At 65.9% G+C, this 12,692-nt stretch carries 15 protein-coding genes; 14 read left to right on the top strand and 1 reads right to left on the bottom strand.

What is annotated here, in order from left to right; genetic code table 11:
• Nucleotides 1-2: 2 nt before the first annotated feature.
• The 11 genes from ASD15_RS08515 (at nt 3) to ASD15_RS08565 (ending at nt 9,674) form a co-directional block, all read left to right on the top strand.
• Nucleotides 3-653, top strand: a complete 651-nt coding sequence (locus tag ASD15_RS08515) for a YbhB/YbcL family Raf kinase inhibitor-like protein (protein WP_057154407.1) — start codon at nt 3-5, stop codon at nt 651-653.
• Between the two features lie 11 nt (nt 654-664).
• Entirely contained in the window at nt 665-1,324 is a 660-nt protein-coding gene (locus tag ASD15_RS08520; RefSeq protein ID WP_057154408.1) for a histidine phosphatase family protein, read from the top strand.
• Between the two features lie 149 nt (nt 1,325-1,473).
• Complete coding sequence (dusB, locus tag ASD15_RS08525) at nt 1,474-2,490, top strand: tRNA dihydrouridine synthase DusB (protein WP_082551684.1); 1,017 nt, start codon at nt 1,474-1,476, stop codon at nt 2,488-2,490.
• Between the two features lie 42 nt (nt 2,491-2,532).
• Nucleotides 2,533-2,766, top strand: coding sequence for a helix-turn-helix domain-containing protein (locus ASD15_RS08530; RefSeq protein WP_056398400.1), 234 nt, complete (start codon nt 2,533-2,535; stop codon nt 2,764-2,766).
• A gap of 97 nt (nt 2,767-2,863) precedes the next feature.
• Nucleotides 2,864-4,450, top strand: coding sequence for a bifunctional phosphoribosylaminoimidazolecarboxamide formyltransferase/IMP cyclohydrolase (gene purH, locus ASD15_RS08535; RefSeq protein ID WP_057154410.1), 1,587 nt, complete (start codon nt 2,864-2,866; stop codon nt 4,448-4,450).
• Between the two features lie 123 nt (nt 4,451-4,573).
• Nucleotides 4,574-5,140 (top strand): crossover junction endodeoxyribonuclease RuvC, encoded by a 567-nt coding sequence (gene ruvC, locus ASD15_RS08540; RefSeq protein WP_057154564.1) that lies wholly within the window; start codon nt 4,574-4,576, stop codon nt 5,138-5,140.
• Between the two features lie 21 nt (nt 5,141-5,161).
• Nucleotides 5,162-5,740: a Holliday junction branch migration protein RuvA gene (ruvA, locus tag ASD15_RS08545; RefSeq protein WP_056398405.1), complete on the top strand. Its 579-nt coding sequence runs from the start codon at nt 5,162-5,164 to the stop codon at nt 5,738-5,740.
• Nucleotides 5,741-5,746: 6 nt separating this feature from the next.
• On the top strand, nt 5,747-6,802 hold the full coding sequence (gene ruvB / locus ASD15_RS08550) for a Holliday junction branch migration DNA helicase RuvB (protein WP_057154411.1): 1,056 nt from the start codon (nt 5,747-5,749) through the stop codon (nt 6,800-6,802).
• Complete coding sequence (locus ASD15_RS08555; RefSeq protein WP_057154412.1) at nt 6,802-7,593, top strand: glutaminyl-peptide cyclotransferase; 792 nt, start codon at nt 6,802-6,804, stop codon at nt 7,591-7,593. Before ruvB ends, ASD15_RS08555 begins: the two co-directional genes overlap by 1 nt.
• A gap of 210 nt (nt 7,594-7,803) precedes the next feature.
• The gene (locus tag ASD15_RS08560) at nt 7,804-9,174 is read left to right on the top strand and encodes a DUF4214 domain-containing protein (RefSeq protein ID WP_057154413.1); all 1,371 of its coding nucleotides are present in this window, start codon (nt 7,804-7,806) and stop codon (nt 9,172-9,174) included.
• An 11-nt stretch (nt 9,175-9,185) separates the two neighbouring features.
• Nucleotides 9,186-9,674: a YaiI/YqxD family protein gene (locus ASD15_RS08565; RefSeq protein ID WP_057154414.1), complete on the top strand. Its 489-nt coding sequence runs from the start codon at nt 9,186-9,188 to the stop codon at nt 9,672-9,674.
• On the opposite strand, the gene ASD15_RS08570 is transcribed toward ASD15_RS08565, so the two are convergent.
• Nucleotides 9,675-10,664, bottom strand: a complete 990-nt coding sequence (locus ASD15_RS08570; protein ID WP_057154415.1) for an OmpA family protein — start codon at nt 10,662-10,664, stop codon at nt 9,675-9,677.
• A gap of 287 nt (nt 10,665-10,951) precedes the next feature.
• On the opposite strand from ASD15_RS08570, the gene pqqA reads away from it, so the two are divergent.
• From pqqA to pqqC, 3 genes are read left to right on the top strand one after another with little or no spacing between them, the layout of a single operon-like run.
• Nucleotides 10,952-11,026 (top strand): pyrroloquinoline quinone precursor peptide PqqA, encoded by a 75-nt coding sequence (gene pqqA / locus ASD15_RS33795; protein WP_093552962.1) that lies wholly within the window; start codon nt 10,952-10,954, stop codon nt 11,024-11,026.
• A gap of 52 nt (nt 11,027-11,078) precedes the next feature.
• Nucleotides 11,079-12,002 (top strand): pyrroloquinoline quinone biosynthesis protein PqqB, encoded by a 924-nt coding sequence (gene pqqB / locus ASD15_RS08575; RefSeq protein ID WP_229418127.1) that lies wholly within the window; start codon nt 11,079-11,081, stop codon nt 12,000-12,002.
• Nucleotides 11,999-12,691, top strand: coding sequence for a pyrroloquinoline-quinone synthase PqqC (gene pqqC, locus ASD15_RS08580; RefSeq protein ID WP_057154417.1), 693 nt, complete (start codon nt 11,999-12,001; stop codon nt 12,689-12,691). Before pqqB ends, pqqC begins: the two co-directional genes overlap by 4 nt.
• The last annotated feature ends 1 nt before the right edge of the window (nt 12,692 follow it).

Genomic DNA, 12,692 nt, shown 5'->3' on the forward strand with positions numbered 1-12,692 from the left:
CGGTGAAACTGTGGAGTGACTCTTTCAAGAACGGCGGCAGGATTCCTGCCGAATTCGCGTTTGCCGAGCCGGACCCGCTGGGCCGTCTCAGGCTGGCCGCCAACCGCAATCCGCACCTGGCATGGAGCGAGGTGCCGAACGGCACCGAGTCGCTGCTGCTGCTGTGCATAGACGGCGACGCGCCCGCCAGCGCCGCCAAGGTCAACCAGGAAGGCCAGACGCTGGATGCGGCCGACGAGCGCGCCGATTTCTACCACTGGGCGCTGGCCGACATCCCGCCTGCGCTGGCTTGCATTGCCGCCGGCCAGCTGGCCGACGGCGTGGTGCCCAAGGGCAAGCCCGGGCCGGACACGGCCTTGGCCGTGCTGGACGGCACGCAGCATCCGTTGCGCCAGGGCATCAACGATTACACCGGCTGGTTCGCGGGCGACCCCGGCATGGCGGGCGACTATTTCGGTTATGATGGCCCCTGCCCGCCGTGGAACGACTTGCGGGTGCACCACTATGTGTTCCGGCTGTACGCGCTGGACGTGCCGCGCCTGCCGGTCGACGGCCGTTTCACCTGCGTGCAGGCGTACCAGGCCATGCGCGGCCACATACTGGACGAAGCACAAATCATCGGCGCCTATAGCCTGAATCCGCAGGCGCGCTAAACCAGGGTTACATGACTACCAGCATCCTATTGATACGCCATGGCGAAACGGCGTGGAACGCCGTGCGCCGCCTGCAAGGCCACATCGACATTCCCCTGAACCTGGAAGGCCAGCGCCAGGCCGAGGCGCTGGCGTCCGCGCTGGCGTCCGAACCGTTGCACGCCATCATCGCCAGCGACCTGCAGCGCGCGCTGCAGACCGCGCAGGCGGTGGCCGGCCAGCAGCGCGGCGCCGGGGCGCAGCGCAAGGTCCAGCAGGACGTCCAGCTGCGCGAGCGCTGCTACGGCGTGTTCGAAGGCATGCTGTACGCCGACATCGAGCGCACCTATCCGGCCGAATTCGCCGCCTGGCAGGCGCGCGACATCGACGCCGTGATGCCGTCCGGCGAGCGGGTGGCCGAGAGCTTCCGCCAGTTCTTCCAGCGCTGCATGGACGGCATCGCGGCCTGGGGCGAGCGCCATCCGGGCCAGACCATCGCCATCGTGGCCCACGGCGGCGTGCTGGAGTGCGCCTACCGCGCCGCCACCGGCATGACGCTGGACAGCCCGCGCGACTTCCAGGTGAAGAACGCCAGCATCAACCGTTTTACTTTTGATAACGGCAGGCTGGCGCTGCAAAGCTGGGGCGAGAGCGCGCACCTGGAACCGCTCGTCCTGGACGATATTATCTAAGCCGCATTGGTTGAAAATTCTGCCCGGAAACACAGTTTCATAACTGCCAAGCTGCACAAGCACGGGAATCAGAATAAATAGTGCTTATTATTTGTGCACGCCTTGGGTTAGAATAGACGGTTTCCCCGCTCCACTTTCAGGCATACCCAGTGCAAATCGGTCCTCACATTCTCCGCAACAATGTCTTCGTCGCCCCTATGGCGGGCGTGACGGACAGGCCGTACCGGCAGCTGTGCAAGGAGCTGGGCGCGGGTTACGCGGTGTCGGAGATGGCGGCGTCGAATCCGCGCGTGTGGGCCTCGGAAAAGAGCGCGCGCCGCATCGACCACGCCGGCGAGATGGAGCCGAAAGCGGTACAGATCGCCGGTTCCGACCCGCAGGAACTGGCCGATTGCGCAAAACACAACGTCGACAAGGGCGCCCAGATCATCGACATCAACATGGGCTGCCCGGTCAAAAAAGTGTGCAACAACTGGTGCGGTTCGGCGCTGCTGCCGCACGAGGACCTGGTCGAGCGCATCCTGCATGCCGTGGTGGGCGCGGTGGACGTGCCCGTGACGCTGAAATTCCGCACCGGCTGGGACCGCGAAAACAAGAACGCGCTGCGGATTGCCCGCATCGCCGAGCAGGCCGGCATCCAGATGCTGACCCTGCACGGCCGCACCCGCGCCGACGGTTATACCGGCGACGCCGAATACGACACCATCGCTGCCGTCAAGGCATCGGTGGCCATCCCGGTGGTGGCCAACGGCGACATCACCTCGCCCGAGAAAGCCCGCTATGTGCTGGACAAGACCGGCGCCGACGCCGTCATGGTGGGCCGCGCCGCCCAGGGCCGGCCGTGGATCTTCCGCGAGATCGACCATTACCTGCGCACCGGCACCCATCTGCCCGCGCCGCTGGTGGCCGAGGTGGCCGCACTGATGGACGACCACCTGCAGGCGCACTACGCCTTTTACGGCGAGCGCAAGGGCTTGCTGACGGCGCGCAAGCACATCGGCTGGTATGTGCGCGACCTGGAAGGCGGCGAGGAATTCCGCCAGCGCATGAATCGCCTTGAGTCCACGCAAGAACAGTTGCTGTCGGTCAAAGAATTTTTCGAATCCCAATGGAAGTATGGCGAGCGGTTACAATACCGCCTCGCCGAAGAAAAGCTGGCCGCCTGAACGGCGCCGGCGTGGCAGATCAATTAGCAGAAATATATAAAAATGAGCAAAGAAAGCATTCAGGAAGTCGTCCAGAAATCGCTGGAAGATTACTTCAACGATTTGGGCGAGCAGCAGGCGTCGAACATCTATGACATGGTCGTGCTGACCGTGGAACGTCCGATCCTCGAAGTGGTCATGACCCGCGCCGACGGCAACCAGTCGCATGCCGCGCAGATGCTGGGCATCAACCGCAACACCCTGCGAAAGAAATTGCAGGAGCACGGCCTGCTGTAAGGTCCGCTGACGTCCCGGCTTGCATGGCTGTGACCGGCCAATGCGGCCGGCGAGTGTCCCTTGTCCCCACAGAACATTCAACAACCTAGCCACAGCCATGATTAAACAAGCTCTCATCTCCGTTTCCGACAAGACCGGCGTCCTGGACTTCGCCCGTGCCCTGTCCACCATGGGCGTCAACATCCTGTCCACCGGCGGCACCGCCAAGCTGCTCGCCGACAACGGCGTTGCCGTGACCGAAGTGGCCGACTACACCGGCTTCCCGGAAATGCTGGATGGCCGCGTCAAGACGCTGCACCCGAAAGTGCACGGCGGCATCCTGGCGCGCCGCGATTTCCCGGAGCACATGGCCAAGCTGGAAGAGCACGGCATTCCGACCATCGACATGGTGGTGGTGAACCTGTATCCGTTCCAGGCCACGGTGGCCAAGGACAGCTGCACGCTGGACGACGCGATCGAGAACATCGACATCGGCGGCCCGGCCATGCTGCGCTCGTCGGCCAAGAACCACAAGGACGTGGTGGTGATCTGCGACCCGTCCGACTACGGCCACGTGCTGGCCGAGATGAAGACCACCGACAACGCGCCCGGCTACGTGTCCTACGAAACCCGCTTCATGCTGGCCAAGAAGGTCTACGCGCACACCGCGCAGTACGACGGCGCCATCGCCAACTACCTGTCCAGCCTGGGCCCGGACCGCGAGCACGCCACCCGCGCCGCCTACCCGCAAACGCTGAACGCGCACTTTGAAAAAGTGCAGGACATGCGCTACGGCGAAAACCCGCACCAGTCGGCCGCGTTCTACCGCGACCTGGCGCCGGTGGCCGGCGCGCTGGCCAACTACACCCAGCTGCAGGGCAAGGAACTGTCGTACAACAACATCGCCGACGCGGACGCCGCGTGGGAATGCGTGAAGTCGATGGGCAGCTTCGACCAGTCGGCAGCCTGCGTCATCGTCAAGCACGCCAACCCGTGCGGCGTGGCGCTGGGCGCCAACGCGGCCGACGCCTACAAGCGCGCGCTGCAGACCGACCCGACCTCGGCCTTCGGCGGCATCATCGCCTTCAACGTGGAAGTGGACGGCAGCGCCGCCGCCGAACTGGCCAAGCTGTTCGTGGAAGTGCTGATCGCGCCGTCGTTTACCGCGGAAGCCAGGCAGATCCTGTCGGCCAAGCAGAACGTGCGCCTGCTGGAAATTCCTTTGGGCAACGGCGTCAACGCGATGGACTTCAAGCGCGTCGGCGGCGGCCTGCTGGTGCAGTCGGCCGACTCGAAAAACGTGCTGCTGGCCGAGCTGAAAGTGGTGACCAAGCTGCAGCCTACCCAGCAGCAGCTGCAAGACCTGATGTTCGCCTGGCGCGTTGCCAAATACGTCAAGTCCAACGCCATCGTCTTCTGCGGCAACAACATGACGCTGGGCGTGGGCGCCGGCCAGATGAGCCGCATCGACTCCGCGCGCATCGCCTCCATCAAGGCGCAGAACGCCGGCCTGACCCTGGCCGGTTCGGTGGTGGCGTCGGATGCCTTCTTCCCGTTCCGCGACGGCCTGGACGTGGTGGTTGACGCCGGCGCGAGCTGCGTGATCCAGCCGGGCGGCTCGATGCGCGACCAGGAAGTGATCGACGCCGCCGACGAGCGCGGCGTGGTGATGCTGTACACCGGCACCCGCCACTTCCGCCATTAATCGCAGTCAGGTTCCCGGAAACGGGGCCGGACGGGGAAACCTGTCCGGCCCCGTTTTTATTGCACTGTGCATATATACAGCTTTTGCTGCTTGCCAGCCATGTTGTTGATGTACAATCCGAGCATGATTATTCTCGGCATCGACCCAGGCTTGCGCACCACCGGCTTCGGCGTCATCCACAAGCAGGGCGCGAAGCTGCGCTACATCGCGTCCGGCACCATCAAGTCTGGCGAAGGCGACCTGCCGACCCGGCTCAAGGTCATCCTGGACGGCGTCGGCGAAGTGGCCGCCACCTACCAGCCGGACTGCTCGGCCATCGAAAAAGTCTTCGTCAACGTCAATCCCCAATCGACCCTGCTGCTGGGCCAGGCGCGCGGCGCGGCCATCTGCGCGCTGGTCAGCAACGGCCTGTCCGTGGCGGAGTACTCGCCCACCCAGCTCAAGCAGGCCGTGGTCGGCACCGGCAAGGCCGCCAAGGCCCAGGTGCAGGACATGGTGGCGCGCCTGCTGGCGCTGCCCGGCCTGCCGGGCTCGGATGCGGCCGACGCGCTCGGCGTGGCCATCTGCCACGCCAACAGCCACGACGCGCTGGCCATGATCGCGCTGGCCGGCGCGCTCCCGGACCAGGCCGGCCAGGCCGGCAGCCCCCTGGCCGGGCTGCGCATGCGCCGCGGCCGCCTGGTCGATTAAACCCATACTGAAGGTTCACACATGATCGGACGTCTCTCCGGCATCCTGCTTGAAAAAAATCCCCCGCAACTGCTGGTTGACGTGCAAGGCGTCGGCTACGAAGTCGACGTGCCCATGAGCACCTTCTACAACTTGCCCGGCGTGGGCGAGAAGGTGGTGCTGTTCACTCATCAGGCCATCCGAGAGGACGCGCACCTGCTGTTCGGCTTCGGCAACGCTGAAGAACGCGCCGTGTTCCGCCAGCTCATTAAAATCAGCGGCGTGGGCGCGCGCACCGCGCTGTCCATCCTGTCCGGCATGTCCATCGCCGACCTGGCGCAGGCCGTTACGCTGCAGGAATCGGGCCGCCTGGTGAAAGTGCCCGGCATCGGCAAGAAGACCGCCGAGCGCCTGCTGCTGGAGCTGAAAGGCAAGCTGGGCGCGGATATCGGCGCCGGCCACGCCCACCCGGTGCACGACGCGCAAGCGGACATCCTGAACGCGCTGATCGCTTTGGGGTATTCTGACAAGGAAGCGCTGCTGGCGCTGAAGACCGTCCCCGCCGGCGCCGGCGTGTCGGACGGCATCAAGCAGGCGCTCAAAGCGCTGTCCAAAGGTTAAAAAGTAATGAGCATCCAGACCGACAATTTCACCGAGCAGCGCATCATCGATGCCGCGCCCTCGTCGCCGAACGAGGAGGCCATCGAACGCGCCTTGCGCCCCAAGCACCTCGATGAATACGTCGGGCAGGCCAAGATCCGCGACCAGCTGGAAATCTTCATCGCCGCCGCGCGCGGCCGCAAGGAAGCGCTGGACCATACCTTGCTGTTCGGCCCGCCCGGCCTGGGCAAGACCACGCTGGCCAACATCATCGCGCGCGAAATGGGCGTGAACCTGCGCCAGACTTCCGGCCCGGTGCTGGAGCGTCCGGGCGACCTGGCGGCCATCCTGACCAACCTGGAAGCGAACGACGTGCTGTTCATCGACGAGATCCACCGCCTGTCGCCGGTGGTCGAGGAGATCCTGTACCCGGCGCTGGAAGACTACCAGATCGACATCATGATAGGCGAGGGCCCGGCGGCGCGTTCCGTGAAGCTGGACCTGCAGCCGTTTACCTTGGTGGGCGCCACCACCCGCGCCGGCATGCTGACCAACCCGCTGCGCGACCGCTTCGGCATCGTGGCGCGGCTGGAGTTCTACACCGTGCCCGAGCTGACCAAGATCGTCAGCCGCAGCGCCGCGCTGCTCAAGGCCAGCATCGACGTGGAGGGCGCGGCCGAAATCGCGCGCCGCGCGCGCGGCACGCCGCGTATCGCCAACCGCCTGCTGCGCCGCGTGCGCGACTTCGCGGAAGTGAAGGGCAACGGCGACATCACGCGCGAGGTCGCCGCCGCCGCGCTGGTGATGCTGGACGTCGACACCGTCGGCTTCGACGTGATGGACCGCAAGCTGCTGGAGGCGGTGCTGTACAAATTCGGCGGCGGCCCGGTCGGCATCGGCAACCTGGCGGCCGCCATCGGCGAGGCCGCCGACACCATCGAGGACGTGCTGGAACCGTATTTGATCCAGCAAGGCTACCTGCAGCGCACGCCGCGCGGCCGCGTGGCCACGGCGGCGGCCTACCAGCATTTCGGCGTCACCCCGCCGCGCACCAATCCAACCGGCGACTTGTGGGACCAATAATGCGTAACGCAACCTTCACTACGGCGGCGCGCCTGGCCGCCGCGCTGGCGCTGTGCGCGCCGGTCTTTGCGTCATCCGCCGCGCAGGCCGCCTTGCCGGTGTACGGCTACGAAATCAAGCGCAGCTATCCGCACGACCCGCAAGCCTTCACGCAAGGCTTGCTGTTCCAGAACGGCATCCTGTACGAGAGCACCGGCCTGAACGGCCGCTCATCGGTACGCAAGGTGGCGCTGGAAACCGGCAAGGTGCTGCTCAAGACCGACATCCCGCCGCAATTCTTCGGCGAAGGCATCACGGCGGTGGGCAATGTCATCATCGGCCTGACGTGGACCAGCCAGACCGGCTTCATTTTCGACAGCGAAACCCTGCAGCTGAAGCAGACCTTCAGCTACCCCGGCGAAGGCTGGGCGCTGGCGACCGACGGCGAGCGCCTCTACATGAGCGACGGCACCGCCTACATCCGCGTGCTGGACCCGAAAACCATGCAGCAGACGCGCCGCATCCGCGTCACCGCCGACGGCGAGCCGGTCACGCAGATCAACGAGCTGGAGTGGGTGGAAGGGCAGATCTACGCCAACATCTGGCAAACCGACAAGATTGCCCGCATCGATCCGTTCAGCGGCCGCGTGCTCGGCTGGATCGACCTGAGCGGCCTGGCGGCCAAGGCTGGCATCGAAGCGGGCGGCGACAATGTCCTCAACGGGATCGCCTACGATAGCGCGAAGCGCCGCCTGTTTGTAACCGGAAAGCTATGGCCCAAGCTGTTTGAAATCGAGCTGAAACGCAAATAGCTATGTTGCAACAGGCGATAACACCTCGCCAACTCCGGCGCCGATTCGGCGGCGTGGCGCCTGTGGACGGGCTGCGACAGTAACTTTCGGTCGTAACGAAGCGTCATTGAATGTTGCGGTGTGCAGGGTTAGGCTGCTAAATATTGCCTTGCGGTATCACAAGGCCAGCCCAGCCACTGCACCCTCTTCAGTTCGATCGGACACCTCCCCATGGACATTACCGTTCCCCGCCTCGTCAGCTTTTCCATGTCCTCCACGCTGGACCTCAGCCTGGGCTCGCGCAACCTGGCGCTGCGGGTGGACGCGCGCGATGAAGTCGGCGGCTCGGGCCCCGGCTGGGCGCAGGTCTGGATGCAGCAGGCGCCGCTGTCGCCGCTGGGGCCCAGCCAGGCCATCGCCATCGGCTTGCCGGGCAGCGCCGACCCCTTGAGCGATGGCTCCTCCAGCCGTGTGTTCCCGCTCAGCACCGCCACGCCGCCTGGCGTCTACAGCGTCTACGAAGTGGAAGTCTTCGACCTGGCGGGCAATGTGCGCCACTACTTTGAAAGCGACCTGAAGGCCATGGGCTTCAACACCTCGGTCACGGTGACCGGCGGCGTGGCCGACACCACGGCGCCGGTGCTGACCGGGCTGGTGCTGCCCGGCGTGGTGGACCTGAGCAGCGGCGCCCAGCAGCTCAGCTTCACCGCCCACGCGCAGGACGGCGAGGGCGGCAGCGGCGTGGCTGGGGTGGACCTGTTCTTCGACCGCGACTTCTATCTCGACACCTTTACCGGTCCGGCGGTATCGATCGGCGGCTTCGTCGGCGGCAGCGACACCTTCTTCGACGGCACGCTGAACACGGCGGCCTACACCGGCACGCTGTCGGCCGAAACCGCGCTGGGCACCTACAACCTGTTGAGCGCCGTGGTCACCGATCAAAGCGGCAACTCGACCGAATACAGCGCGGTCCAGCTCGCGCTGATGGGCATCACCACCCAGTTCGTGGTGCAGGACGGCACGGTGCAGGGCGCGCCGCCGCCCAGCCCGTCGCTGGTGCTGGGCAGCGCGGGCCTCGACGAAGTGAAGTACGCGAAGGCCAGCACCGAGTTCACGCTGCGCAAGTCCGCCGGCGGCTTCCTGGCCACCGACGGCCACGGCATCAGCGACGCGCTGGTCAACGTGGAGCGGGTGGTGTTCTCCGATCGCACCATCGGCCTGGATGTGGACGGCAACGCAGGCCAGGCCTACCGCCTGTACCAGGCCGCCTTCGACCGCCAGCCGGACCTGCCCGGCCTGGGCTTCTGGATTGCATCGCTCGACGCCGGCGTGGCGCTGCGCGACGTGGCCTCGTCCTTCCTGGGCAGCCCCGAGTACGCGCGGCTGTACGGCAGCGGGCAGTCCAACCAGCAATTCGTCACGGAGCTGTACCACAACATCCTGCACCGCGATCCGAAGCAGGCGGGGCTGGACTTCTGGGTGAACGCACTGGACAATGGCGCCATGCGTGCGCAGCTGCTGGTGGACTTCAGCGAAAGCCCGGAAAACATGGCGCAAGTCATCGGCACCATAGAGCACGGCATCGCCTATATTCCTTTTTAAGAAAGCAGTACATGCAAATTTGGGTGGACGCGGACGCTTGTCCGGCCGTGATCAAGGAGATCCTGTACCGGGTGGCCGAACGTACGCAGATGCAGGTCACCCTGGTGGCGAACCAGCTGATGCGGGTGCCGCCGTCGCGCTTCGTGCGCTCGGTGCAAGTGCCGTCCGGCGCGGACGTGGCGGACCAGGAAATCGTGCGCCTGCTGGCGCCGGGCGACCTGGTCGTCACGGCCGACATCCCGCTGGCGTCGGACGTGCTGAAGAAGGGCGGCCTGGCGCTCAATCCGCACGGCGAGTTCTACACCAATGACAACATCGCCCAGATGCTGACCATGCGCGCCTTCATGGAAGAACTGCGCAGCGGCGGCGTCGACACCGGCGGCCCGGCGCCATTCAGCCAGGCCGACAGCCGGAGTTTCGCCAACACGCTGGACCGCCACCTGGCCAAGGTGAGAGCCGCCGGCCTGCGCGGCGCCGGCCCGGCCCCGGCCCATCCTTAATTACTGTTCCACCAGCTCCACGCGGCGGTTTTTGGCGCGCCCGGCCTCGCTGCCGTTGGACGCCACCGGCGCCAGGCTGGCCACGCCGCGCGCCAGCAGGCGCCTGGTGTCGATCTTGTAGGTGCCACCCAGCGCAGCCACCACGGCTTCCGCGCGCTTTTGCGACAGCGTGCTGTTGGCTTCCAGGCTGCCCTGGTTGTCGGTGTGGCCGACGATGGCCACCTTCAGCTGCTTGTTCTGCGTGAGCAGCTTGCCCATTTCGTCCAGCTGGGTCTTGGATTCCGGCCTGAGCCCGGCCTTGCCGGTGTCGAAGAACACGCCGTACAGGGCGATCTTGCCCTCTGCGGCCAGGCCTTTGCCCAACTCGTCCGCGCTCACCGTGACGTTGCCGGCCTTCATTGCGCCCGATTCGATCACCTGCAGGAAATAGGGGCTGCCGACGCCGTTGTCCTTCTGCGTGCTGGAGGCCGGCTGCACCGTGAGGATGGCCGTCACATTGCCTTCCGGCCGCGCCAGCTGCGCCACCAGGTAGCGCGGCGGGTAGTTGCCGTTCTCGCCCAGGCGGGTGATCGAGGAATAGCCGCCGACGAAGGCTTGCGGCTTTTCCGACCAGCTTGCCGCGTAGGCGCCCAGCTTCTGGCGGGCGCACTGTTCCGGCACGTCGCAGGCGTACAGGATCTTGAAGCGGCTGCGCTCCAGTGCCGCCTGGTAGCTGCGGAATACTTCCAGGTCGCCCACGCTGGCCGGCGCGACATAGTAGTAGTTATGGAACTTGCCTTCCAGCGGCATGCTCTTGCCGTCGCCCAGCGGCACCACGGCCTGCTCGAAATTGATGCTGCCGGCGTTGGCCAGGATGGAGCCCTGGAAGCGGCTCAGCAGCGGGTAGTCGCTGGCGCCGGCCTTTTCCTTGTAGCTGCCGCCGGCGGCGCCGGCCAGCAGGGGCATGCAAACGGAGAGGGCGATCAGCGCGTGGCGGCGGACGGACGGCATGGCTTTTCCTTTTCAAAAGAACAACACGGGAATATAGGCGTTTTGGGCTGTTCGCCGCGCACGCCTGAGTTGTCCCACGCGCGGTTCCGCTCTGTTGTTCCACTCAGTTGTTCCGCTCAACTGATCCATTCTGCAACACCTGTCTCAACACGGCTCGTTGTGGCACGGCGCACAGGTGCCGTGCACGGCGCGAGGCCGCACGGCACGGAAGTTGCGAGGGTAGGGATGAACGTCCCGGGGCGCACGCTTCGGGGCTTCAATCCACTCATATACCCAAGGAGACTGTCATGCAATGGAGCAAACCCGAATTCATCGACTTCCGTTTCGGCTTCGAAATCACGCTGTACGTTTTTAATCGCTAAGGCTGGCCGCAGCCGCCGGCTTCGGGCGGCGGCTGCGGCGCCGATCGGACGCATCATGAAAATTATCGTACTCGGCTCGGCGGCGGGCGGCGGTTATCCGCAGTGGAACTGCAATTGCCGCAACTGCGACGGCCTGCGCCGGGGCGCCATCCGCAGCCGCGCGCGCACCCAGTCGTCCATCGCGATCTCGGCCAACGGCAGCGACTGGCTGCTGGTCAACGCATCGCCCGACATCCTGGCGCAGATCCGCGCCACGCCTGCCTTGCAGCCGGCCCGCGCGGCGCGCGACAGCGGCATCGCCGCCGTGCTGCTGATGGACGCGCAGGTGGACCACACGACCGGCCTGATGATGCTGCGCGAGGGGCGGCCGATCCCGCTGTACTGCAGCGCGCCCGTGTGGCAGGACCTGCAGGGCGGCTACCCGCTGGCGAAGGTGCTGGGACATTACTGCGGCGTGCAATGGCGCGAGCTGGCCGTTGCGCGCGGCGAGCCCTGCAGCTTCGCGGTGCCGCAGCTGGAGGGCATCCGTTTCACGGCCGTGCCGCTCGACAGCAAGGCGCCGCCTTATTCGCCGCACCGCGAGCAGCCGCAGCCGGGCGACAACATCGGCCTGCTGGCGCACGACCTGCTCACCGGCAAAAAGCTGTTCTACGCGCCCGGCCTGGGCGCCGTCGCGCCATTGACCGCTGCCGCCATGCGCGAAGCCGACTGCCTGCTGGTGGACGGCACGTTCTGGACCGAGGACGAGATGATGGCGCAGGGCTTCTCCGGCAAGCCCGCCGCCGCCATGGGCCACCTGCCGCAGTCCGGCGCCGGCGGCATGATGGAGGTGCTGGACGGCTTGCCGGCCAGCCGCAAGATCCTCATCCACATCAACAACACCAACCCCATCCTCGATGAAGACTCGCCGCAGCACGCCATCATGCGCGGGCGCGGCATCGAGCTGGCCTACGACGGCATGGAGATACTGCTATGAACATGGCGCCCCGCTGGGATCCGCTCACTTTCCAGGCGCAATTGCTGGCCAAGGAAACGCACTACCACATCCACCATCCCTTCAATGTGCGGATGCAGGAAGGCAGCCTGACCCCGGAGCAGCTACGCGGCTGGGTGGCCAACCGCTTCTACTACCAGATCCGCATTCCGCAGAAGGACGCCGCCATCCTGGCCAACTGCCCGGACCGCGAAACGCGCCGCCGCTGGCTGCTGCGCATCCTCGACCATGACGGCTGGGGCGACAACGAGGGCGGCATCGAAGCCTGGTCCCGGCTGGGCGAAGCGGTCGGCATTGCGCGCGCCGAACTGTGGTCGCTGCAGCACGTGCTGCCCGGCGTGCGCTTCGCGGTGGACGCCTACGTCAACTTCGCGCGCCAGGCGTCGTGGCAGGAGGGCGTGTGCTCATCGCTGACCGAGATGTTCGCGCCCCGTATCCACCAGGACAGGCTGGCCAGCTGGCCGCGCAACTACCCGTGGATAGACCCGGCCGGCCTGCACTACTTCCGCAGCCGGATTTCGCTGGCCGAGCGCGACGTGGAGCACGGCTTGCAGGTGACGCTGGCGCATTTCGTCACGCGCCCGCAGCAGGAGCGCGCGCTGGAGATACTGCAATTCAAGCTCGATGTGCTGTGGTCGATGATGGATGCGATCGACCGCGCCTACGGCTAGT

Source organism: Massilia sp. Root351, assembly GCF_001425045.1.
In the GTDB taxonomy this organism is placed as follows: domain Bacteria; phylum Pseudomonadota; class Gammaproteobacteria; order Burkholderiales; family Burkholderiaceae_D; genus Rugamonas.